This window comes from Herbiconiux oxytropis, from assembly GCF_024979315.1.
GTDB lineage: Bacteria > Actinomycetota > Actinomycetes > Actinomycetales > Microbacteriaceae > Herbiconiux > Herbiconiux oxytropis.
The window spans coordinates 306,634-330,387 of record NZ_JANLCK010000001.1 but is presented as its reverse complement, the minus strand read 5'-3'; the positions used below and the strand labels follow the sequence as shown (position 1 = coordinate 330,387).

Below are 23,754 nucleotides of genomic sequence, written 5' to 3'. Positions count from 1 at the left end.
GATCACCTGCGGGTGAAGGCTTCTACGAAGGGTTCGAATGGCTACCACGGTCGCACTCACCGGTTCTGCAACTCCCTCGCCCGATTCCGTCGATGAGGAACTCATCGCCGACACGGTCGCGCTCGTCCGTCGGTGGCTGCGCGAAGCATCGACGTTCCCGACCGACCCGTCAGGCGAGCGCCTCGCGGGAGTCCTGAAAGACCCGAGCGGTCTGGGATTCACTGTCGGGTTCGTCGACGGCGTCGTTCGACCGGAGGACCGTCGAGTGGCGGGGGCGACCCTCAAGTCGATCGCGCCCCAGGTGCCCGCATTCCTCCCGGCACCGATGCGGGGCGCCGTCAAACTCGGCGGGGCACTCGCCCCCGTTCTTCCGGGAGTGGTCGTACCGATCGCTCGAAAGGTTCTGCGCGACATGGTGAGCCACCTCATCATCGACGCCACCGACGCTCGGCTCGGCGCCGCTATCGCCACGATCAAGCGCGACGGTGTGCGACTCAACGTCAACCTCCTCGGCGAGGCGGTGCTGGGCCGGAAGGAGGCTGCCCGCCGGCTCGACGGAACCCATCGACTCCTCGCCAGAGAGGACATCGACTACGTCTCCATCAAGGTCTCGTCCACCGTCGCCCCGCACAACCCCTGGGCGTTCGATCAGTCGGTCGACGACATCGTCGCAGAACTCACCCCCCTCTTCACGCGGGCAGCGAACGCCCCGACGCCGAAGTTCATCAACCTCGACATGGAGGAGTACAAGGATCTGGACATGACCATCGCGGTGTTCACCCGCATCCTCGACCAGCCGGAGTTCTTGGAGCTCGAAGCCGGCATCGTCCTCCAGGCGTACCTGCCCGACGCGTTGTCGGCGATGATCCGGCTGCAGGAGTGGAGCGCCCTCCGCCGAGCGCGTGGGGGCGCGGCGATCAAGGTGCGGGTCGTCAAGGGCGCGAATCTCCCGATGGAGCAGGTGGAAGCCTCCATCCACGGGTGGCCGCTCGCTACTTGGAACACCAAACAGGAGTCCGACACCAACTACAAGCGCGTGGTCGACTACGCGCTGCATCCCGAGCGGATCAGCAATGTGCGGATCGGGGTCGCAGGCCACAACCTCTTCGATGTGGCCTACTCCTGGCTGCTCGCCGGCCGCCGCAACGTGCGCGATGGCATCGAGTACGAAATGCTCCTCGGCATGGCCCAGGGCCAAGCCGAAGCCGTGCGCCGCGAGGTCGGTTCGCTCCTGCTCTACACCCCGGTGGTTTCTCCGGCGGAGTTCGATGTGGCGATCGCCTACCTGATCCGGCGCCTCGAGGAAGGCGCGTCATCGGAGAACTTCATGTCGGCCGTCTTCGAGCTCGACAAGAACGAGCCCCTCTTCGAGCGGGAACGGCAGCGCTTCATCGCTTCGGTCGCGGCCCTCGACGGTCGCGTGCCGGCCACGCACAAGGTCGCCGACCGGCACGCCGCCGTGCCGCGGCCCACGCTCGGCGCGTTCGAGAACACCCCCGACACCGACCCGTCCGTCGAGACCAACCGGCAGGCTGCGGGCCGCATCCTGCAGCGTGCTGCCACCTCCCAGCTCGGCGTCGAGAGCGTCCAGGCATCCGTCATCCGGGATGAGGCGACCCTGCGCGCCCTCATCAGCAGCACGAAAGCGGCCGGCAAGGCCTGGGGGAAGCTCTCGGCGAACCACCGCGCGACCGTGCTGCACAAGGTGGGTGACGAGATGGAACGGCGCCGCGCCGACTTCCTCGAGGCCATGGCCGCCGAGGCCGGCAAGACGATCGATCAAGCCGACCCCGAGGTCTCAGAAGCCATCGACTTCGCCCACTACTACGCCGAGCTCGCGTTGGAACTCGACACGATCGACGGGGCCGAATTCACCCCGTCGAACCTCACGCTGATCACGCCGCCCTGGAACTTTCCCGTCGCCATTCCCGCCGGTGGTGCGCTTGCGGCGCTCGCCGCCGGTTCCGCCGCCATCCTGAAACCTGCGGCGCTCACCGCTCGATGCGGCGCTCTGATCGCGGAATGCATGTGGGAGGCCGGTGTGCCGGCCGATACGCTGCGACTGCTGCAGGTCGGTGAGCGTCAGCTCGGCACGCAGCTGGTGTCCGACCCGAACGTGGACCGGGTCATCCTGACCGGTGCGTATGAGACCGCTGAGCTGTTCCGATCCTTCCGCCACGATCTTCCGTTGCTCGCAGAGACCAGCGGTAAGAACGCGATCATCGTCACCCCTTCTGCCGACCTGGACCTCGCCGTCAAGGATGTCGTCTCCTCCGCCTTCGGGCACGCGGGGCAGAAGTGCTCCGCCGCGTCGCTGGTGGTGCTCGTCGGCTCGGTCGCCCGATCGCACCGGTTCCGCACCCAGCTCCTCGACGCCGTGTCGTCGCTGACCGTCGGCTACCCGACAGACCCCGCCACTCAAATGGGTCCGATCATCGAACCCGCCGCCGGCAAGCTCCTCGAAGGGCTGACGAAGCTGGGTGCCGGAGAGCGGTGGTTGATCGAGCCCACCCAGCTCGACGCAACGGGAAAGCTGTGGAGTCCCGGAGTCCGCGACGGCGTCGCCCGTGGCTCGGAGTACCACCGCACTGAATACTTCGGACCGATCCTCGGCATCATGACCGCCTCCACCCTGGCCGACGCAATCGACATCGTGAACGAGGTCGACTACGGACTCACCTCTGGACTGCATGCGCTCGACCGCGAAGAAATCGACCTGTGGCTGAACACCGTTCAGGCAGGAAACCTCTACGTGAACCGGGGCATCACGGGGGCCATCGTCCGCCGGCAGCCCTTCGGTGGATGGAAGAAGTCAGCCGTGGGAGCAGGTACCAAGGCGGGCGGGCCTAATTACCTCATCGGTCTCGGTTCGTGGGTCTCCGTGCCGGCGAGGCCGGGAGGGGCCGCGACGGACAAGAGCGTCACGGCGCTGCTCGCGGCGTCTCGAACCGCCTTGACTTCGAGCGAGGCAGACTCGCTCGAGCGAGGGGCTAAAAGTGATGCGGCCGCATGGCAGGGCCATTTCACTGCGCAGGATGTCTCGCAACTCTCGGCTGAGCGCAACGTGTTCCGTTATGCACCACTGGACCGACCGATCCTGGTCCGGCTCGGCAGCGACGCTCCGGTGGCCGATCTGGTCAGGACCGTCCTGGCCGGCGCTCTCACCGGCACCGAGATGGTCATCTCGAGCGCGCACCGGCTCCCCGCTGACATCGAATCCGCGCTCTCCGCCGTGGCGACGACAGTCGTGGTCGAGAATGACGCTGCGTGGGCGTCGCAGGTCATCGCTTTCGGCAGCGGCCGGGTACGGCTGCTCGGTGCCGGTGTCGAATCGGTGACCGCAGCCACGGGCGGGCGGCCCGACCTGGCGATCTACGCCAACCCCGTCACGGAAGCCGGCCGGATCGAGCTGCTCCCGTACCTGAGGGAACAGGCGGTGTCGATCACGGCTCACCGATTCGGCACGCCGAACCACCTGACCGACGCCATGATCTGAACCCGACGCGTCTCTGAGAAAGGATCACCGATGATCGACCTCGAAGAAGCCCCTCCCGGTGAGGCAGCGGCAGACGCCGCGACTATCGTTCTCTGCCCGACGAGCTCCGTCGTCGTACTCGGCTACAACTGACCTCTCGCGTGGGCCCGCGAAAGGCGGCATCCGTTTCGCGCCCACGGTGAACCTCGACGAGATTCGCGCCCTCGCCATGTGGGTGCATTCCCGGGCCGAGCTGGAGGGAGTCACCCGACGGTACAACCCCTGACCTTCGGCCCGATCGTATCGCTGGGGGCCGCGTCGTTAGCGCGCGACCTCTTCGTCGAAGTCGGTGCGCGTCACCGCTTGCCAGATCTCAGACGCCACCCATCGTTCCTTGCCCCCTCGCCCCCAGCGTCCGGCCGAACGCACCCAGCCGAGACCTTCTGCGCGTCGAAGCAAGTTCGAAGCGGTCGGCTGGGTGACGGAGAGTGCTCGCACCACCGCGCTGACGGTAATCACGGGGTTCTCGAGCAGCACGTCGATGAGGTCGGCTACCTGAGATCGGTCGCCACGAACGTTAGCGCGGTACCGCTCACGGATATCGAGCAGAGTACGGATACGCCCGGCGCTCTCGTTCGCCTGGTGTTCGACGGCGGCGGCAAAGAACTGTACCCATTCGTCGATCTCTCCACGTTCGCGGACGGCTTGAAGCCGGTCGTAGTACTGGTTGCGGTTGGCCTCGAAGTATCCCGAGATGTGGAGGATCGGCGCGCTGAGCACATCGTCACGCATGAGCTCGAAGCCGATGAGCAGCCTGCCGATACGGCCGTTGCCGTCGAGGAATGGGTGGATGGTCTCGAACTGGTAATGCATCAGAGCCCCGCGCAAGACGCTCGGCATGGTCGATGGATCGTTGACGAAACGCTCCCAATCAGCGAGAAGCTCACCGAGATCGTCTTGATGGGGCGGAATGAAGCGTGCAGTCTCCGGCCGAGCATTCGGTGAGCCGATCCACACTGGGGATCGCCGGAGTTCTCCGGGCGACTTCTCTTCGCCTCGCACGCCCGTGAGCAGCGTCTCATGGAGTGCGCAGAAGAACCGCAGCGTGAGCGGCCAGGATGCGATCAACTCTGTTCCCTGCTCGATGGCACGGAGGTAGTTCGCCACCTCGCGGAGATTCTCGTTCTCGATCGGTACGTCCTCGTTCTCCGCCGACAGAACTTCGCTCAGGGATGCCTCGGTACCCTCGATTCGTGAACTTGCGAGGGCCTCCTGTGCCAAGGCGGGGCCGAGCAGCAGGGCTGGGTTATCGATGACGGTAGCGAGGCCGGACAGGCGCCCGAGCGCGATGTCTGCGCGCGACAGCGCGGCGACTGTCTCGGGGTCCAGAGACAGTTCGCGTGGAATTGAAACGGGCATGAAGTAGGCGTGGTGCCATGCGCTATTGGGCTTGGTCGTGAGCGATCCAAATCGGTCGCTCGTGAAGTCGCTGGGTCGCATTGCCTATCCAAGTCTTGTGAAGAGCGGACGAACTTATAAGTCCTAGGCGCCAACCTTATAAGTTGTGTCTAAAAGTACAAGCCTTAGACATTGCGAGAAGCGGACCCACTAACGGTCTCACGTCGCAGATCCCACCCTTGATCATCACTCTGGGCCGCCTCGTTGATGATGGCGTCGCGGCCCGTGGGCAGGTGACCATTACCAACCCGGCTTGGGTGGCCAGCCTCTTCGCCGAATTCGGCTGGCAGCGACCATGCCGGTCGGAGGGGCTTCCTCGGCCCCCTCTTGCGCTACACAGAGCGCCCCATCCCTGTCACCCTCGTGGCCGGCGCCGCTCACCGGATCGTCCGTCACGAAAGCGGCCGGATGGAGTGGCGGGCGTGGCATGTTGAAGCCCATGGTGTCTGACTCCGGCAGCGCGGGCGGTCATGCTTCTCTGTTCAGATCGGCGCGTTCTCGTGGGGAAGATGGCCCGAACCATTTACACAGGGGGCGAGCCGTGACAAGGATGAACACCGCAAACAGGCTCTGACTGATGACACCGAACGACGAAAGTCCGCCGACCATAACGAAGACGGTCCAGTTCACTGCGATGTCAGCGACGATCACGGCGATGCCAAGCGCGATGCCGGAACGCCGTCGAAAGATGATCAGCGCAGCGGTGGCCGGATCCAGGATCGTCAGTGACACCCAGAACAGCCGGACACCGAGAGGGAAGCCGCTGTAGGCGTCCACGCCGCCGACGATCAGATCCGCCGTGTGAGTAGTCGTTCCCACGAGGAAGCCGAGCACCCACAGGACTTGGAACACTCTGAGCGCTCGTGCTGATGCGGCGAGAGCGATCACGCGCTCATGCTACCGAGCCGGATGGTGCCGCCGAGTCCTTCGTCTAGTCCACGAAAGCGTCGAACGTCTCCTTGAACCAGAGGTTGTTGGCGCAGTCTTCGGAGCAGGCACGGTGGCCGTAGACCATCTCGCTGCGGGGCACCCGGATGCCGCATTGCCGGCACCGCCGGAGCCGGCCGCTGAACCGCTCGTGCGCGCTCACAGCGGCATCGCCCCGACGTATTCGCGCAGGGCTGCGCAGACCACTATTTGTTCTCTCCAATCGGGCGAAGCGCGGTCTTCATCGGTGGAGTCTCGGCCAGTAGTGCAGACATCGCCCCGGCGTAGTCCGACTAGATGATGCGCTGGCGCGACAGCATGTCGCGACCCTCGCTATTGATGGCGTAGTACTCGCGGTGCGGGCCTCCGCCGGACGGCGCCACGTAGCTCGACAGCGCTCCCGCCGCGTGAAGCCGGCGCCGCGTTCCGTAGACCGACGCGTCACCGACGCCGCCCAGCCCCGCATCGCGCCCCATCTCGGTCACCCTCGCGGCTGGAACCGTCGATCGGATCGTTGCGAGCCCGCGCGAGGTTAAACGTCGGGCGAGTGGCGCTCCCCTCGCCGGCCGCGGCCGAGCGCCCCTCCTGCCGCAACGGCATGACCGCGATCCCCATGATCCGGATGCCCACCCCATCTCCCCCCACGCGCTACCGCTACCCGAATGGACGAATGGAGGTACGCGCGGCTCGCGGCGTTTAGCCGTAGAGCCGTCGTCGAGCGTGGGAACTAGAACGGCCGCGCGGATTCTGAATCGTTCGTCGAAGTCGCGGGCGAAGGAATTGGTGCCGGGTCCTCCCATTCGCTCTTCACCGCGAGGATCACTTGGCGGTCCTTGCCTAGCGACCTAAACACTCTCTTGAATGAGAGGCTCTGGGACGAAGACGTACCAAGTAGTCCCCTCGCTACCAAATGAGTGAAGGCGCTTCGGCCGATGTACTTGGCGTTGCCGTAGGTAAGACGGAAGCCTCCCTTAGGGCCTGACTTGAGGTCGCCTCCATCGATCGCGAGCCGGAGCCAATCAGCCGACACATACATCCCTTTGAGTACTTGGCCGTCGGATCGTACAGCTGCGTCTCCGCGCACGAACTTGAACCAGAAGGGTGTCTCGGCCAAACGCCAGTCCTTACTAGACCGGTCGATCTTTGTTGAACGAGGCATCAAGGCAAGCTGTTTGATCAATTCTCCCCTCCTCTTGTATGCCCACTCGTAAAGGCCCTCCGATTGAGATGGTGCTTTCTCGAGCCGTTTGTATTGGACAAAAGTGAAGACGTCGTTGACCTTGTCCCAATAAAAGAGATCGACTCCCATCTCCTCCTCGAGCGGTTTCTTATTCACGCAGACAACAGACAAGACGTGTTCTCTACTTTTGTCCGAGAAGACCGACATGCTCGCGGCGACTTGTTTGCCTTTGAGCTTTCGATTGAATCTCTGGAGGTCTAGAGGCAGCAACTCTTCTTCCAGGTCAACCTGGTAGGCGCTATTAACCACAGTCTCGAGTAGATCCTCGTCTGTTACTCCCTCGATATCTGATACGAGGGCATCCGCTGGCAGCTCTATGTCTGAGATTTGTGCCGCCAACCTCACCGCGTCCCGCGCCTCAACGCGCGCTTGCTCAATGCCGGGCGGGAACGACCGTGGGGGCGAGGTTAACTGGGTAATCCAATCGAATAGTCCTGGGTCGAGCGCGACCAATTTAGCTATGACGTCAGCGCCCACATGTCGCAAAAGCAAGCTTGGAAAGAACTTGGGCGGAATGGTCAGTGCATCCGACAAGATCTTCGTGCTGGCTGCAACTTCCGAAAGAGGGACGGGAGTTCGAAGTCGGTAAACAGGGCGGAACGACGCTCGAACTGTGCCGCTAGCAACGCCGCTCACGCTGTGGATCATTGCAACACCGACAAAGGTTGGCTCGTCATGTTCGTTCTCGCCTGTTTGGACGGCGATTCCGATAGCACCGACTCCAGGAGCGGCCGTCTTTTCAAATGCCTCTGATAGACGATCGACCGCGAGGTGCTCGATCCGATTCGCCCCAAGAGCATTCCAGATGAAAATGTCGGGGAGGTTTGCCATCTCGGGCGTGCTTGACAACTCAGTCTCGTTCCTGTCGTTGGTCGCCTTGAGCGTTGGTGGGACATCGGCTCCAAGGCAGTGTGATCGAGTGGGATGCATCGGTATGAATCGGAGCTAGGGCACGAGCGACAATCCAATTCGTGGAGGTCGACGGCGTACCCACCGACAGCGCCGCCGTAACGGTCGCTCGTCAAGCGAGGACATCAGTAATAGGTCCATTCGCCACACCGGGTTCAAGAACGATCACGGGCCTGTAACGTGCGCCATCCTCACTGTTGCCGTCCCATTCGTAGATCGTGGTTCGCAGAGTGTTTAGGTAGCGTCCGATGAGTACGGCCATCGTGTAAGGGCCGTGAAAGGCAAGATGCACCTCTGCGCGCCCTTGGCTTGCAGAGAATCGTTTGATCTGCTGTGCCACGTCCGCGCTGAGGCGCGCTGCTTCACGTGGGTCGATTCGCTCGGTGCCTCGGATCGCGATGAGCTTGGCTGCGTCAAAACCTGTGGCGGAGTCGTGCACGAGCTGCTTGAAAGCGCTCTGATCCGCTTGTGGTGTTAGCGTCACGAAGACCGCCACGCGATGCTTGAGTGGCGTCGTTTGATCCCGTTGAAATTGGATTGGATCTGTGCGCAGCTGGGTGTTCTGCGGGTCATCGTCGGGCGCTGCTGAAGCCCATTCGGTACCCTCCGTGTCGATAACCACCAGCTTGCCAAGCTTCGTCTCCGGTAGTGCCGCGCCGAGTGCAAGTGCGACTGATAAATGAGCCCCACCCGATATGCGCACCCTCCGAGCATCGGCCGCATATACGGCGTCACTGGTCAACGGGAGAGTCTTCCGCAGAAGTTCCAATCCTGCTCGCGACGGCAGACGTCCGTCGTCCGATGGCCTGAGCCGGATATGCAGGTCATCCTTATCGGCGTCGAGAGCAGACGCTGCTGGACGGCTTTGCACCCGAATTATGAAGTCGCGTTCTTCCGCGCGAATGATCGGCTTTCGTTGCTCGATACGGTGCATGAGAAGGTCGCGCACGATCTCGAGTTCCCCAGACGGCTGAAGCATGTTCGACTGCTTTTTATCAGCCAGAGTCCTTGCTGGCACAAGCCGCAAGAGCCGATCCGGCGCATCGTAGTCACACTTCGACTCTTCTCCTGCTCGTGCGATCGTGTTCGCGATGCAAAGGCTGAAGTCAGGATTGGCGTCGAGCTGGAGTAGACGTGGCAGTTCGCGTTCACGGACGATGTCGCTATTGGCGATGTCGGGTGAGACGACGAGCACGCCTGCTGAGAGACCTCGGGTGAGCGCTTGTTCGAGGCGGTCAGTGGTGGTGCCTGGTCGCAGGTCGGTATGGTCTCTCCACACGACGAGACCGGCGGCCCGGAGCAGATCCTCAAGAGCGTCGGCTTGCGCGGTGCCGTCTGTTTGGCGGTAGGAGATGAATACTGGGCCGTCGCCGCGGACGGCACCGTTCGGTAGGGGACCCAGGGGGGCGAATCTCGCAGGAGGGAGGGAGAGGGTTGCTCCCTTTGTGGTTGCACGTCCGAAACGCTGGCGGCGGGCGATGAGCCCGAAGAACGTATCGGTTTCGCCGGGCGCAAAGACGAGTAGCGCGATTGAGTTGGAACTGCCTTTCGCGATCGCGCGCATTGCGGCGTGGTCGACGGGGCTCGGTTCGGATGGGAAGGGATGGCTGTGCCATTCACCGATGTAGCCGGTCGGATCGTCGACGGAGCGCTGTTCGAGGAACTCTTTCAGGAGATCGTTCGCGCGAACGTCGTCGCGAACGTACCTGTTTGTGGTTGACTCTCGCCCTTCAACGACCATGGCGTGAGTTGCCACAATGCTGCCGTTCTCCTGGTAGCCGAGGAGGATGCCGCCGGTCTCCCGAGGAAGGTGGTTTGCCGTCTCGGAGGCGATGGTCTCGTAGGCATCGATGTGCAGTTCGATATGCGTTGGCGGTCGAGTCATTCGTGAATCCCCACTGCGCCGATTGATAGCTCTCGCGCTTCCCCGGCCGGATGGAGAGGGCGTGCGACCAGCAGGCCGAGGGCGTGGCGCACGGTCGCTGCGGCCGCCTCGATCACGGCGTAAGGGGGCGTTGGGGAGATCGGACTGCCACAGCCGGCTTCGAAAAGTTCAAGCTCGGGCTGGTCGACAGCGAAGGACGACGGTGGCACCGGGTCAGCTCCGTCGAGCGGTGGCAGCAGATCGATTCGGTAACTCGTGCCGCCGTTCTGGATTGCCACTGACACGATCCGCTTGGACAACGCTTGCGCAGTGATGTGGAGGAGTGCAGTGGTTGCGAAATCGGCGGTCGCGTTCACCACGAGATCGTGGTCGCTCAGAAGCTCGACAGCCTCGTCGCCTGAGGTGAGTGCATGATCGATCATCGTGATGTCGGCAACTTCAATCCCACTGCGGGCAACAAGATGCTGCGTGACCGCAGCAACCTTCGACAGCCCGACCGCTTCGGGGCCGACAAGGTGACGGACAAGATTCCCGGGCATTACGACGTCGCCGTCGATGAGGGAGAGATTCCGAACGCCGGATCGCACAAGGATGTCCGTGATGAACGAGCCGAGGGCGCCTACGCCCACGACCGCGACTCGACGTCCGCGGAGTTCGGGAGCGAGCAGACCTGATCGCGCGGTCTTGGCGGCATCGGTGTCGGCGCCTGAGCGCAGGCGTCTGACCGCGATGCCACCATCTACGGTGGGCCATACTTCGAGGGAAACCGCCCCGTCGTGAGAACCGCGACGGTAGATCAGGACCACGATCTCGATCGCGTGGTTGCGAATTCTGCGATCCAAGTCGACGCTGGGGTTGATACGAGCGGAGACGTCACCCCATGATCTTGGGGGCACGTCTACTTCGCCGAGGTTGGCAACGTATCCGAAGCGATCCGTGCTGTTTTTCAGGGACTTCGCTGGCCTGGTGCCGCCGCCGATCCGCATCGTGTTGTTCGCCGCCGGGCGGAACCGAACAAATCCGCTGGGGTATCGAGCCAGTTCATCGTAAAGATAAAGGCGCTCATCGTCGGAGGACTTGAAGTAGCGGTCGAGGTCGAGGTCGGGTCGGTCGTCTGGCCAGCCTGCTGTCGCCTGCTCAAACCAGGCGGTGACGTGCTCGAGGAACGCTGGCCCTTCGGTCCACCACAGTCCCTCGTGATCGTCTCCGGCGACCAAGCACAGCGATCCGTCCAGCTCCCGGTGCCAGGACCAGGCCACCGCGTCTGGAACGAGCGGAACCACGCGGGGTGGCTGAAATGGGTAGCGGGAACGCAGCGCGATGAGAACCTCGGTCGAGCCACCGGCGTGAACGATTGTCCCTCGCCAGCCGTTGTCATCCTCCGTGAAGCCGGCGCGGATGAGTCCTTCCTCGAAGTGCTGTCGTGAGTACTCGACGTAGTCGTCGTACTCGGTGAGGGTCATCCGAAGGTCCTCGTTCCCGCCGGGACAGTCCGTGCGCCAGCTGAGATAGCGGACGCGCGCTTCGACCCGTCCTCATCGAATCCGGGCGGCATGGGGAACACTGTCTCGTCGTCCCCGTTTTTGCCCAGCAGTTTCTTGAACGCCAGTGCTGCCTTGCCTTCGTCTTCGTTGTTGAGTGCTTCGCGTGCGGTTTTCGCAGCGTCAGCGAAACTAGCCTTGGCTGCGTCTAGCTCGTCATCTGTCGCACGAATACTGATCGTGTGCCCAGGCAGTGTGGGGTCGTTCACCCCGATGCCGTAGCTGACGTAGCTGTCGAGGACCTTACTGACCTCTTCGAGAGCAGAGACGTAATACTCGGCGTGATCGTTGCCCATCACCAGGCCGGAGGCGAAAGCTTGGTACGCGGCTACCTCGATGAAGAACCCACCGGGCTTCTTGCCGGAGCCGAGTATCGAGCGTCGGGTCTGACGAAGGAGCTTTACCGTCGGAACGTAGTAGCCGTCATGCGCCGCATTCATTTCGCTCGATAGCGACGTGAGCTTCCCAGGATTGGTGCGCACCCATTTGTCCTCAGCGCCCTTTTGCGGGATCTCCCACGTCTCGCCGTCCCAGTGCGGACGGGCGGGCACGGCATCGACGTATAGGTCGTACTCAGGAAAAGACACCTGGAGGCTTCGGTCCTGACGCTTAGTCCGCCGGTGACCATCGTCATCACTGCCGAACTCCGCATGCAGGACGGTAAAGAACCGGTCAAGTATGTCCTTTGATGTGACGTCGTTCGGTACTTCCGGGAGTCGCACGAACACATCGACGTCCTTGACTCGCTTGATCGACACGCTCCTCTTGTACGAGCCAATGAGTACCGGGTCTACTCCGTACGCGGTGAGCTGCGTGTCGGCTTCGAGCGTCTCGCGCACCAGCCGGTGTGCCTCCGGTGCGTTGGTCTTGTCATCGCTGGGCTCGATGGAACTCAGCGCGTCCTTGAACTGCTGCTTGAGGTGAGCCATCGGGCCCTCCGATCTCGTTGTGACTGTCTTGAATTCTTCTGAGCATGCCCCACACTGCCGACATCGCGGACAGTATCAATGCATGAGGCGGATTACTGCTTTCTCCACGACTTCTATGCCCACGCGGCAACCATGACAGATGTAGATTAAGATTTGCGCAGCTTGTGGTAAGGAAACGCTCAAGCGCAGAAAGCGAACTGCCGTCAGGACTTGAAATCCGACTCGCGTCTCTTCAGATGAGTCAATCGCGGCGTCCTTGATCCAGGCCGCGACGTTGCCGCTGTGGGTCGAAGACCTTGACGATGACAGCCCCGCTCGCCAGCTCAGGCTCGGGTTCGATACTGGTGCCGATTGCTGGAACTCGTGGTGCTGCGGTTCGACAGGGGGAATGAGCTCATCATCCACTCGATGAAGGCTCGACCGCAGATGTTCGACCTGCTGCCCTGAGGCGGCTCGCGTCGCGATCGGGAAGGTGAACGGCATCGCCAAGGACGAGGTGTTACCCGCCCACGTCCGAGTGCCCGGCCCGTGTCGGTGAGTGCGACTCCCGGCTTCGAGACCGATCGATTGGCGACGTTGCTCGACCAGCCCGGGATGACACGGATGAGAAACACGCTGCGGAGCGCTTGAACGTAGGTCGTAGATGCCGGTGTCGGAGAGGACGACTAGAGAGTGGAGTTCGCCTGGCCCACCACGACTTACTCACCTGGTGTGACGGTGTGAGCAAGCCGCTGGTACGTCGCCCGCGCGCCGTCGTTCACGAGGGTCGTGAACGTCGAATGGAACATGCTCACGAACTCCCCGTGGGAAGCGAGCGGGCCGAACAGCCTGGCGTCTCGCACGAAAGCACCTGGGTCGGAGCGTTCGAGGTCTGCAGCGTGACTGCGCTCGGCCGCGTTGACATCTGCAAGGGGAATCGCCGTGCGTGACTCGTCGATGCCGGTGGCGTATCGAGCCCAGCTTGCGAGCACCGCGGCTCCGAGTTCGGCGGGTCGACCCGCTTCGAGATTCTCGAGGATGGAGGGAACTACGAACTTCGGTATGCGATTGCTCGAGTCCGCGCACAGTCGGGCGAGGGTATCTCTGATCGCCGGGTTGGAGAACCTCTCCACGAGGACGGTTCGATACTCCTGCAGATCGATCCCGGGAACCGCCGGCACGGTGGGGAGCACTTCTGACATGTACTTCTCGAGGAAGCGGACGAGGTCGGGGTCTGCCATGGCTTCCTCGACGAACTCGTACCCCGCGAGGGCTCCGAAGTACGCCAGCGCCTGATGCGACCCGTTGAGGAGGCGGAGTTTCATCAGCTCGTAGGGAGCGACGTCGTCGACGATCTGCACGCCGGCCTGTTCGAACGGGGGCCGGCCGGCTGTGAACGCGTCCTCGATGACCCACTGGAAGAAGGGTTCTGCAGCGACCGGCCACGCGTCGTCCACGGAGAGCTGCGAGCGGACGTGGACGCGGTCGGAGTCGGTGGTGGCAGGGGTGATCCGGTCGACCATCGAATTGGGGAATGCGACCTGTTCGGCGATCCACGTCGCCAGCGCCGGGTCTCGTAGGGCAGCGAATGAGACGAGGGCGTTTCGGGTGACATCTCCATTCATCGGCACGTTGTCGCACGACATCACGGTGAACGGAACGTCTCCCGCGGCTCGTCGTCGCGAGAGCGCCTCGACGACGAGACCGAAGACGGTCCCGGGACGATCGGGGTGCTCCACGTCGTGTTGCACGTCGGGGTTGTCGACGTCGAAGGTGTTCGTCGTGAAGTCGGTGTTGTAGCCGCCTTCGGTGATGGTGAGCGACACGATCCGAGTGGATGGGCTGGCCATCTTCTCGATCACGGCCCCCGGGTCGTCGGGCAGGTAGAGGTAGTCGATGATCGAGCCGACGATCCGTTGCTCACGCTGGCCGTCGGGGTGACGGAGCTCGAGCAGGTAGAGGCCGTCCTGTTCGCGGAGGATGTCGCGCATGTGGCGATCTCCGGGGAGGACTCCCACACCACAGATAGCGAAGTCTCGTGCCAGGCCCTTCTCGAGCAGCTGGTCGATGACGGCGGCCTGGTGGGCGCGGTGGAAGTTGCCTACGCCGATGTGCATTATTCCTGCCGTGAGACCGGTTCGGTCGTACGACGGGTGTGGGATCGGGACGCTGGGCGTCTCAGCTGTGGTCATGAGATTCCTCGTTCAGGTGGAGAGCGGAGTCGAGCTCGTGAGATGTGGGTGGATCGGCCCCGCGCCGGCCTACGGTGATCGCGGCCGCTGTGACGCAGTGGCGGGCGAGGCCCTCCAACGCCGTCTGGTCGAGGGGTGCGGGTGTGGCGAGAAGCTTGTGGATCAGCGCCGACATGAAGCTGTCTCCCGCTCCGATGGTGTCGACGACCTCGGCAGTCTCGGCCCGCCTGTCTACAGACGCGTCCGCGGTCCGGAACTCCGCCCCCGCAGACCCCCTTGTGACGATCGCGAGACGCGGTCCGCAGGAGAGCAGGTGGTCCAGAACATCGTTCAGCGACATCGCCGGGAACAGGTACTGCGCGTCTTCGTCTGAGAGCTTGACGACATCGGTGAGTTTCAGGAGCTCGAAGAAGCGGAGGACGACCTGGCTTCGCTCGGGCAGCAAGGCCGAGCGGATGTTCGGGTCGAGCGTCACCAACCGACCCGCGTCTCTGGCAGCATGAGCGACTTCCCGTACGGCGTTGTCCCCCGGCGCCAAGAACGCCGCGTAGGAACCGAGGTGGACAGCGTCGGCGATGATCGCGCCGGGGACCTTCACATCCCAGGCGACCTCGAATCGATACCGGGGTTGGCCGTCGCCTGCGATCGTGGCGCTAGCGACTGAGGTCGCTCCGTCTGTCGTGGACGACGTGCTGAGTGTCACACCCTCTGCCTCGAGCACTGCCGTTATCGTGCGTCCGTTCTCGTCTGAGCCGATGTGGGTCAGGAGCTCCACCTCCGATCCCAGACGGCTGAGCCCGACGGCGACATTGAGGGGGCTGCCACCGATCGAATGAACCTCGGCACCGTCAGGTGTCCGCACAGCGTCGATGAGCGCTTCTCCCACCACGAGGACTGATCGCTTCATGGGGAGGTGCCTGTCTGGGAGCGATGCTGGATCCGCAACTCGTTGAATGCGGAAGCTCCTTGTCGGAAGGCCTCGGCTGCTGCTGGGACACGGTCCATCTGGTCGACCCAGCCGTGAATGAGAGTCGGGGATGGGATGTGGATGGTCTGTATGCCGCTGTCGAGCAGGCGGGCGGCGAACTGTTCGCCTTCGTCTCGAAGAGGGTCGTACCCGGCGGTGGTGATCACCGTGGGTGGCGATCCGATCAGCGACGCTGCGTCATAGGGAGTGAACGATTCCGAGGTGGATTCCGCGTCCCCTTTGTATGCCGCCCAATAGAACGCCATCGCTTCGCGGGTCAACAGGAAGCCGTCGGCGAAGTCGGTGTGGGAGGCCGCGCGCATGGTCGGGTCGAGCGCCGGATAGAACAGCAGCTGAGCGTCCACGCGAACGTGCTCATCGGGTGCCGTGCGCCCGATTGCAGCGGCCAGGTTGCCGCCTGCACTGTCTCCGGCTACGCCCAACCAGCGAGGGTTGGTTGCAGCCACCGACCTCGTGACGGCGAGGGCGTCATCGTAGGCGGCGGGGTAGGGATGTTCCGGTGCCAGCCGGTAGCCCACCGAGATCACGCGCACCCCCATGGTCATTGCGAGTTCCGCTGCAGCTGGGTCCGCGGAGTCCAGCCCTCCGAGGACCCAGCCTCCGCCGTGGATGTAGACGACGACATCGTCTCCGTCAGCGTCTGTGGGTTGGTAGACGCGGACAGGTATCTCAGCCGGCCCGTTCCGGACTGTGTCGTCACGGGTTGTGCCGGCAAAGGGCGCCGGGGTGTGCGGGTGGAGACGGCGGAGGAGATCGGAGAATCCAGCCCGAAGCTGCTCGGGAGTCGATTGCGCGATGGGAGGTGCGGGCTGCTGGTCGATCTCGGCCAGGAGCGTCGCGGTGTCGGGGTCGAGGGGCTCGCTCATCGCGGCTTGTACAGCTGCTTGCGCCGCAGGTGGTCCACGGCCACTGCCCCGACGAGGATCGCACCGACGACGACGTTGTTGTACTGCGGCGGGATCTGCGCGACGATCAGCGCGTTGTCGATCACGGAGAGCAGGACGGCTCCCACCGCGACCCCGGTGATCGAGCCCAGGCCGCCGAGCAGGCTCACTCCGCCGATGAGGACGCCGGTGACGACCACGAGGGTGACGGATGATCCGCCCGCCTCGACCTGGCCGGCACCGACCCGGGCGGAGTAGATCATGCCCGCGATGGCTGCGGTGACGCCGGCCAGGATGTAGAGGACGAGATCGATCCGGACGACGCGGAGCCCGTTGCCCACGGCGGCCTGACGGTTGCCGCCGACTGCACGCACGTTGATGCCGAAACGGGTCCGCTCGAGGACGAAGTAGAAGAGGGCACCGATGATGAGGCCGTACCAGATGACGTTCGGGATGAACAGGACCGAGCCCTGACCGAGCTTCATGAAGTCAGCCGGCAGCGGGACGACGTCATTGCCACCGGTGATGAGGGCGCTGAGCCCCAGCGCGATGAAGAAGGTGCCGAGTGTGGCGATGATCGGCGGCACGTGCCAGTAGGTCACGATGAGGTGGTTGACGACGCCGGCGAGGGCGCCGACGGCGAGAGCGGCCAGGATGCCGAGGATGATGGGGACGCCCTGGCTGATGAGGCTCGTTCCTACCAATGCGCTGATCGTGAAGATCGCGCCGACGGAGAAGTCGAGCCCGCCACCGATGACGAGCAGCGCCGCGCCGCAGCCCATGATGAAGTAGATGACGCTGCCCCGGAGGATCTCGACGAGATTGTCGGGGTTCATGAAGTTGGGGTTCCGGATCGACGCCACGACGGCGATGAGCACGACGACGGCGAGGAGCCAGGTCTCCTGCCGGAGCAGGATGGTGCGGAGGATCGGGGTGCGGGAGGCTTCGGACTTCTCCGGATGGACGGTGCGTTCGGCCGGTGCGGTGGTGGTCATGATGCCTCCTGGAGGGTGTCGGCGGGGGTCGCGCCGGTGATCATGGAGATGATCTCGTCGCGGCTGACGTCCGCTGTCGTGCGGGTGCCCACGGTCTTGCCGAGCCGGAGGACGGTGATGCGGTCGGAGTGTTTGAAGACGAACTCGAGGTCGTGGCTGATGCAGATGACGGCTTTGCCATCGGCGCGAAGCCGGTCGAGAGTGCGGCCTACGTAGGCGGATTCCTGGACGCCGAGGGCGGCGGTGGGCTCGTCGAGAAGGATGATGGGTTTGTTCATCCGGACCGCTCGGGCGATGGCCACGACCTGGCGCTGACCGCCCGAGAGCAGGCCGACGGGTGTGCGGACGTCTCCGACTCGGGCGTTGAGGTCCTTGAGCGCGGCAGCGGCCTCGGCGTCCATGCGCTTGCGGTCGAGGAACACTCCCCACCGGTACGGGAGGTTCCCCAGAGCCATGTTGGTGCTGATGTCAAGGCATTCCACCAGGGCGAGGTCTTGGTAGACGACGGCGATTCCGCGGTCTTGGGACTGGGAGGCGTCGTGGCGCAGCTCCATCTCTTCGCCGTTCACGAGGATGGCGCCTCCGTCACCTCTGTGGATGCCGGTGACGATCTTGATCATCGTGGACTTGCCGGCACCGTTGTCGCCCACGATGGCGTGGACTTCGCCGGGATAGGCGGCGAAGTCGACGTGCGAGAGTGCGGCGACAGGTCCGAAGGACTTCCGGACGGCGCGGAGCTCGAGAGCAGGTGTTGTGCTCATGCCGAGACCTCGCGGCCAGCACGGGTGCTGGTGGGTTGGAGGGGTTGTGGGAGGTGGGACATCGCGTGCCTTCAATCCATTGAGTGCGGTGGTGAATGGGAGTTGGGGCTCCGGCAGTGCCGGAGCCCCAACAGGGTGGGACGGCTAGCCCCAGTTCTTGGCGACCAGGTCTTCGTAGTCGTCGGTGCTGGCCATGATGAAGCCCATCGGGATCTGGAGGGTCTCGCCGCCGGCTTCGCCGCTCTTCAGGGCTTCGACAGTGGCGACGAGGGACTTCTTCGCGGCACCGCACAGGTCCTGCATGAGGATGCGGTACTCCGTGCCTGCCAGGAGGGCTTCCTTGCCGCCGTTGTCAGGTCCGTTGCCGAGGAACTGGACCTTGCCCGTGAGGTTCTTCGCCTCGAGCGCGGAGAGAGTGCCGGCCGTGGCGGTGCCGAGGTTGGTGGTGATGACGTTCACCTCGGGGTGGGCCGTCAGCAGGGCGTTGGTCTGGTCCAGGGCCTTCGAGGAGTCGTCTCCGGTGTAGACCTCGCCGACGATCTCGAAGTCATCGAGACCCTCCGCGGCCGCCTTGACGCCATCCATCCACGACTTGCCGATCCCGGTGTCGGCGGAGGTCATGAGACCGACCTTCTTGTCGCCGGGGATGGTCTCGATGGCCTCGACGTAGAGCTTGCCCAGTTCGGTCCAGTCCACGCCGACGTTGATGTCGGCTCCGCTGTCATCGGCGCCGTCACCGTAGAACGTCGTCGTGACGATTCCGGCGTCCTGGGCCTGCGTGAGGATGGGTCCGAATGCGTCGCTGGCGGGAAGGGTCATGATGGCCCCCTTCTTGTTGGCGATGGCGCTCTGGATCTGCGTGATCATCGTGGTCGGGTCCATCGCGGATCCCGTGGGGCCACTCTCGGTGAAGTCGACGCCCTGGCTCTCTGCCTCTTCGGCGAGACAGTCGCCGATCGCACGCCAGGACGGGTAGTTGGGCAGCGGGTTGACGAATTGGATAGACAGCTCGCCGCCGGCGCCGTCGCTGCTTCCACCCTCGGCCGGCGTATCGGAGGTGCAGCCGGCCAGGGCCAGTCCGGCCGTGAGGAAGACCGTCCCGGCGAGGGCGAGGGTGCGGGTTTTTCGGGACACGGGCAGTGCCTTTCTGTTGGGCAACCTGGGTTGCTGTGATGCGATGAACCGCGCGTCTTCGCGCGATCCGGAGGAGAGGCCCGGTGCAGTGGGACTCAGACGCGGAGGACGTGTGGACCGAGGGCAGCGAAACGCTGGGCTTCTCTCTGCGGGAGGGCTTCCTCGGTGATGATGAGCTCGAGATCTCTGACGTCAGCGAACTTGCAGAAGCTCGTGACACCGAACTTCGTGGCGATGCCCACGAAGATGCGACGCGTCGATCTCTTCACAGCCAACCCTTTGACCGCTGCGACGGCCGGGTCCGGCGTTCCAAGACCTTTGTCCGGGGTGATGCCGTTGGCGCCGAGGATGGCGACGTCGATGTTGAGCACAGAGAGCATGTCTGTGGCGAAATGGTCCACGGTGGCGAGGGTTCGGTCTCGAACGCGACCGCCCAGAAGCAATGTGGTGTGTTGCGGGCTCGAAGCCAACGCCATCGCGTTCGCCAACGACGCGGTGACGATGGTCAGATGGTCGGGGAGCTGGGTGATCTCTTCGGCGATGAGCAGCGGCGTGTAACCCTCATCCAGGAAGACCGTCTGGGCCCCTCCGAGGGACTCCACCGCGGCAGAAGCAATGCGGCGCTTTTCCGGAACCCGGGTCACCGACCGGTAATCCAGAGTCGACTCATAGCTGCCGCTCTCCAGGGGCAACGCGCCGCCATGGGTGCGCTTGATGAGACGGCGATCTTCGAGTTCCTGCAGGTCACGCCGAATCGTCTCGGCTGCGACATCCAGGTCGTCAGCAAGACGGCTGACAGTGACCTCACCCTGATCGCGCACGATCGCGACGATCCGTTGGCGACGCTCCTCGCTCACCTGGCCCATCTCCACCTCCTCGTGGTCCCTCGGGTTCCTGCTCTTGAGTTATTTGTACCTTCGGCGGTCCATTGTTTGACCGGTCATTTCCCAAGATCGAACGCCCGATATATGCCCGAACAAACACGCGAGTGCGCGTCGTCTCCTGCAACCTAGGAGGTTAGTCGCCGCACGTCTTCCCTGCAGGTGCCCGAATGGCAGGTTTTGCTGCCCGAGTTCTGGAGTCCGGGGAATCCGAACGGCTTCATATCAACGTCGATGGACCCGGCTACGCCGTCGCGAACTCGCTCTTCCGATCACTCCACCTCGGCGACCGCGGTGCGGGGCAGCAGCGGCACGACCAGGATGCACGCGACGAGGAGCGCGAGCAGCGCGACGAGTGTCACCGAGACCGCGCCCACGTCGCCGCCGGGCAGCAGCGTGAGGAAGATGGTGGTGACCAGGGCCGAGCCGATGCCGTTGGCGACCTGCTGGACGGCGCTCAGTGATCCGCTGGCCGAACCCGCCTCGTGGGCGTCGACGTCGCCGAGCGCGGTGTTGAAGATGGAGCTGAAGCAGATGCCCGCACCGAGCCCGATGAACAGGGTGGCGATGGCGAGCTGCCACCAGGTGAGGTCGGATCCCGCGATGGTGACGAACACGAGCATGAGCGCGACGCCGGCGAGCATCGCGACGAGGCCGAGCGCGACCAGGCGTCGGGCGAGCTTCACGATCAGGGCGGCGGCGATGCCCGAGCCGCCCATGATGCCGAGGGTGAGCGGGATGAGGCTCAGTGACGTCTGGGTGGGGGAGTAGTCGAGTCCGAGCTGCAGGAACAGCGAGATGACGTACATCAGGCCGCTGAAGCCGGCGAACACTAGGAGTCCGACGACGAGGCCCGCCGTGAACCCTCGGTTCGCGAGCAGGGTGCGCGGCAGCAGCGGGTCCGGCGTGCGCACCTGACGCCAGACGAACCCGGCGAACACGATCGCGCCGACGACGAGGGATGTGATCGCGAGGGCACCCCATCCGCTGCTCGAACCCTCGATGAGCCCGAACAGCACCCCGAAGAGCGCCACGACGAGCAGGACGCTCCCGACCACGTCGATGCGCGTCTCCGGTCGCGGCGGGACGTGCGGCAGGAACTTCACCGCCATCACCAGGGCGAACCCGCCGAGCACGAGGTTGATGAGGAACACCGGGCGCCACTCGAGGCCGAACAGGTTCGCGTCGATCAGGAGGCCACCGAGGAGGGGGCCGGCGACCGCGAACACCCCGAGCATCGGAGCAAACACGCTGAACGCCTTCTGCAGGGCGGGCTTCGGGAAGGTGGCGGTCATGATCGCCATGCCCTGCGGGATGAGGAAGGCCCCGAAGACGCCCTGCGCGACCCGTGCTCCGATCAGCATCTCGGGCGACAGGGCGAGGCCGGCCGCCGCCGAGGCGGCGACGAAGCCCGCCATCCCGATGAGGAACGTGCCGCGCTGGCCGAACTTGTCGCCGATGCGGCCGCCCAGCACGAGGAGCGAACCCAAGGCGAGAGCGTACGCGGCACCGAGCCACTTGATGACGCTCTCGTCTGCTCCGAGGTCGGCGACGATCGACGGCGCCGCGACGTTGGTGATCGTCGAGTCGATCAGGTCCATCGCGTCGGCGAGGAGCACCACAATCAGCGTCAGCCACCCGCCTTTGGTGGACAGCGCCGGGGTGGCGGCTGTCGTGTCTGTGCTGGTCATGGGGTTCCTCTCCCGTGTCGATTGCTACGAACAGCATCGTAACGAACATGTTCGTTACGATGCAAGCCGAGTACGCTGTGGCCATGCCACGACCTGAACCGATCAGTCGCCGGGATCGGCCCGCGAAGCCCCCGCTGTCGCGCGCGGCTATCCTCGACGCCGCCGTCGATGTCGTCCATCGGGACGGAGCCGCCGCCTTGACGATGCGCCGACTCGCCACCGAGCTCGACACCGGGCCGGCTTCGCTCTACGTGTACGTGCGCAACACGACGGAGCTGAACGCGCTGCTCATCGACCGGTACCTGTCCGAGCTCGATCTCTCCTGGGACGGGCGAGAGGCCTGGCGGGAACGGCTGCAGCGGGTGGTCGACGACTACGCCGGACTGCTGGCGAGCCAACCCGGACTCGCCTCAGCGGCACTCACCACCTGGCCGGACGGTCCGCACTACCTCGACCTCCTCGAACTGCTGATGCGGCTGCTCGACGCGGCCGGAATCGACGTCGAGACCGCAGCCCGGGGGGTCGACCTCCTGCTTCAGCACGCGACGGCGTCCGCGGCCGAATGGGCCGCCCACGCGACCCCGGCAGGGCAGGACCTCGCCGACCTCACGGAGACGCTGAACGCGGCGACCGCCGAACGGCATCCGTCGCTGCACCGGGCGGGCTCGACGGTCTTCACGTCGGGGACACCGGACGAGCGGACCCGATGGGCGACCACGGCGATCGTCAACGGGATCCTCGCCGGCGCGAGCGAGCATCCGCGCCGCTGAGTCGCAGTACGAGGAGCGGCGCCAGCAGTGAGGAACGTCTGAGGTGGGGGATCACCCAGCGCACGTGGTTGAGCACGCCGCGCCACTCTGACGAGCATCCAGGATCGCCGACACCGACGTCGCCATGACGTGGGCCCCGCCGTCGCGGGCGGGCTCACTCTTCAGTGGTGATCACTGCTGGGTCATGCCGTCGAAGGCGAGGATGGCGCGGATGTCGCCCTCGAGCGTGCCGCTTGACCCTGTGGTGGCGACAGGGTGTGCAGTGGGCGCATGACTCCGGAGACCATGCGGGCAGTCGTCCTCACCCGCTTCGGGGGCGACGACTCAGCAGAGAGATAGAGAGAAGAGGAGACCCCATGGGACAGTTCGAAGGAAAGACCGCGGTCATCACCGGCGGCAGCAGCGGGATCGGCCTCGCCACCGCGGTGCGCCTGGCGGAGGAGGGCGCCTACGTCTTCATCACCGGTCGGCGCGAAGCCGAGCTGAGAGCTGCCGTCGAGACCATCGGAGCGGAGCGGGCCGCCGCGGTCGTCGGAGACATCGCGGAACCGCGAGACCTCGACCGCCTGTACGCGGCGGTCCGCGAGCGGGGCGAGGGGCTTCACATCCTGGTGGCGAACGCCGGGGTCGGTTCCTTCGTTCCCATGGATCAGACCACGGAGCAGCACATCGACGCGACCTTCGCGGTGAACGTGAAGGGCACGCTGTTCACCGTGCAGAAGGCGCTGCCGCTGCTCCACGACGGAGCGTCGATCATTCTGATCGGCTCCACCGCCGCCGACCGGGGCATGGAGGCGTTCGGCGCCTACGCGGCGTCGAAGGCGGCGGTCCGCTCGTTCGCGCGCACCTGGTCGACCGAGCTGAAGGGTCGGGGCATCCGGGTGAACGTGGTCTCTCCGGCGTGGATCGAGACCCCAGGAGGGACGGCGGCGTTCATCGACGAGGACACCGCTCGTGCCATGCAGGAGCTGGTCGCCGCCACCGTGCCGAAGGGGCGCATGGGTCGGCCCGAGGAGGCGGCCGCGGTGGTGGCGTTCCTGGCCTCGGAGCAGAGCAGCTATGTCGTGGGGTCGAACCTCTACGTCGACGGCGGCACGAACCAGGTCTGAGCCCCC

The 23,754-nt window shown here is 64.5% G+C and carries 19 protein-coding genes and 1 pseudogene; 4 read left to right on the top strand and 16 right to left on the bottom strand.

The annotated features are described in order from the left end of the window. The first annotated feature begins 37 nt into the window (after positions 1–37). Both N1028_RS01575 and N1028_RS01570 read left to right on the top strand, forming a co-directional pair. Positions 38–3,496: a bifunctional proline dehydrogenase/L-glutamate gamma-semialdehyde dehydrogenase gene (locus N1028_RS01575; RefSeq protein WP_259525001.1), complete on the top strand. Its 3,459-nt coding sequence runs from the start codon at positions 38–40 to the stop codon at positions 3,494–3,496. A 160-nt stretch (positions 3,497–3,656) separates the two neighbouring features. Continuing rightward, positions 3,657–3,761, top strand: coding sequence for a hypothetical protein (locus tag N1028_RS01570; RefSeq protein ID WP_259525327.1), 105 nt, complete (start codon positions 3,657–3,659; stop codon positions 3,759–3,761). A 35-nt stretch (positions 3,762–3,796) separates the two neighbouring features. Here the strand turns inward: N1028_RS01570 and N1028_RS01565 are convergent, their stop codons facing one another. The 16 genes and pseudogenes from N1028_RS01565 to N1028_RS01490 form a co-directional block, all read right to left on the bottom strand. Next, complete coding sequence (locus N1028_RS01565) at positions 3,797–4,975, bottom strand: Fic family protein (RefSeq protein ID WP_259525000.1); 1,179 nt, start codon at positions 4,973–4,975, stop codon at positions 3,797–3,799. A 426-nt stretch (positions 4,976–5,401) separates the two neighbouring features. After that, entirely contained in the window at positions 5,402–5,821 is a 420-nt protein-coding gene (locus N1028_RS01560; RefSeq protein ID WP_259524999.1) for a hypothetical protein, read from the bottom strand. Between the two features lie 332 nt (positions 5,822–6,153). After that, a pseudogene (locus tag N1028_RS01555) lies at positions 6,154–6,330 on the bottom strand (PadR family transcriptional regulator); the annotation flags it as partial. Positions 6,331–6,587: 257 nt separating this feature from the next. Further along, a complete protein-coding gene (locus N1028_RS01550) occupies positions 6,588–7,931 on the bottom strand; it encodes a hypothetical protein (RefSeq protein ID WP_259524997.1) in 1,344 nt (447 codons plus the stop codon). 190 nt (positions 7,932–8,121) lie between these two features. Then, positions 8,122–9,894 carry an SAVED domain-containing protein gene (locus tag N1028_RS01545; protein ID WP_259524996.1) on the bottom strand — a complete coding sequence of 591 codons (1,773 nt, stop codon included), beginning with the start codon at positions 9,892–9,894 and terminating at the stop codon, positions 8,122–8,124. Beyond that, positions 9,891–11,357: a HesA/MoeB/ThiF family protein gene (locus tag N1028_RS01540; RefSeq protein WP_259524995.1), complete on the bottom strand. Its 1,467-nt coding sequence runs from the start codon at positions 11,355–11,357 to the stop codon at positions 9,891–9,893. Before N1028_RS01540 ends, N1028_RS01545 begins: the two co-directional genes overlap by 4 nt. Continuing rightward, positions 11,354–12,364, bottom strand: a complete 1,011-nt coding sequence (locus tag N1028_RS01535; protein WP_259524994.1) for a nucleotidyltransferase domain-containing protein — start codon at positions 12,362–12,364, stop codon at positions 11,354–11,356. The genes N1028_RS01540 and N1028_RS01535 overlap by 4 nt, the downstream gene beginning before the upstream one ends. 75 nt (positions 12,365–12,439) lie before the next feature. Beyond that, positions 12,440–12,769: a hypothetical protein gene (locus N1028_RS19720; RefSeq protein ID WP_310795554.1), complete on the bottom strand. Its 330-nt coding sequence runs from the start codon at positions 12,767–12,769 to the stop codon at positions 12,440–12,442. A 293-nt stretch (positions 12,770–13,062) separates the two neighbouring features. After that, on the bottom strand, positions 13,063–14,535 hold the full coding sequence (locus N1028_RS01525; protein ID WP_259524993.1) for a mannitol dehydrogenase family protein: 1,473 nt from the start codon (positions 14,533–14,535) through the stop codon (positions 13,063–13,065). Then, positions 14,522–15,442: a carbohydrate kinase family protein gene (locus N1028_RS01520; protein WP_259524992.1), complete on the bottom strand. Its 921-nt coding sequence runs from the start codon at positions 15,440–15,442 to the stop codon at positions 14,522–14,524. Before N1028_RS01520 ends, N1028_RS01525 begins: the two co-directional genes overlap by 14 nt. Beyond that, a complete protein-coding gene (locus N1028_RS01515; protein WP_259524991.1) occupies positions 15,439–16,389 on the bottom strand; it encodes an alpha/beta hydrolase in 951 nt (316 codons plus the stop codon). Before N1028_RS01515 ends, N1028_RS01520 begins: the two co-directional genes overlap by 4 nt. Continuing rightward, on the bottom strand, positions 16,386–17,402 hold the full coding sequence (locus tag N1028_RS01510) for an ABC transporter permease (protein ID WP_259524990.1): 1,017 nt from the start codon (positions 17,400–17,402) through the stop codon (positions 16,386–16,388). Before N1028_RS01510 ends, N1028_RS01515 begins: the two co-directional genes overlap by 4 nt. Further along, a complete protein-coding gene (locus N1028_RS01505) occupies positions 17,399–18,163 on the bottom strand; it encodes an ATP-binding cassette domain-containing protein (protein WP_259524989.1) in 765 nt (254 codons plus the stop codon). The genes N1028_RS01510 and N1028_RS01505 overlap by 4 nt, the downstream gene beginning before the upstream one ends. Before the next feature lie 144 nt (positions 18,164–18,307). Beyond that, positions 18,308–19,297, bottom strand: coding sequence for a sugar ABC transporter substrate-binding protein (locus tag N1028_RS01500; protein ID WP_259524987.1), 990 nt, complete (start codon positions 19,295–19,297; stop codon positions 18,308–18,310). A 95-nt stretch (positions 19,298–19,392) separates the two neighbouring features. After that, on the bottom strand, positions 19,393–20,163 hold the full coding sequence (locus N1028_RS01495) for a DeoR/GlpR family DNA-binding transcription regulator (RefSeq protein WP_259524986.1): 771 nt from the start codon (positions 20,161–20,163) through the stop codon (positions 19,393–19,395). 287 nt (positions 20,164–20,450) lie between these two features. Further along, entirely contained in the window at positions 20,451–21,869 is a 1,419-nt protein-coding gene (locus N1028_RS01490; protein ID WP_259524985.1) for an MFS transporter, read from the bottom strand. Positions 21,870–21,952: 83 nt separating this feature from the next. Here N1028_RS01490 and N1028_RS01485 point away from each other — a divergent pair, with 83 nt between their 5' ends. Together N1028_RS01485 and N1028_RS01480 are read left to right on the top strand one after the other, a co-directional pair. Beyond that, the gene (locus tag N1028_RS01485) at positions 21,953–22,639 is read left to right on the top strand and encodes a TetR/AcrR family transcriptional regulator (protein ID WP_259524984.1); all 687 of its coding nucleotides are present in this window, start codon (positions 21,953–21,955) and stop codon (positions 22,637–22,639) included. A 356-nt stretch (positions 22,640–22,995) separates the two neighbouring features. Beyond that, positions 22,996–23,748 carry an SDR family NAD(P)-dependent oxidoreductase gene (locus N1028_RS01480; protein ID WP_259524983.1) on the top strand — a complete coding sequence of 251 codons (753 nt, stop codon included), beginning with the start codon at positions 22,996–22,998 and terminating at the stop codon, positions 23,746–23,748. The last annotated feature ends 6 nt before the right edge of the window (positions 23,749–23,754 follow it).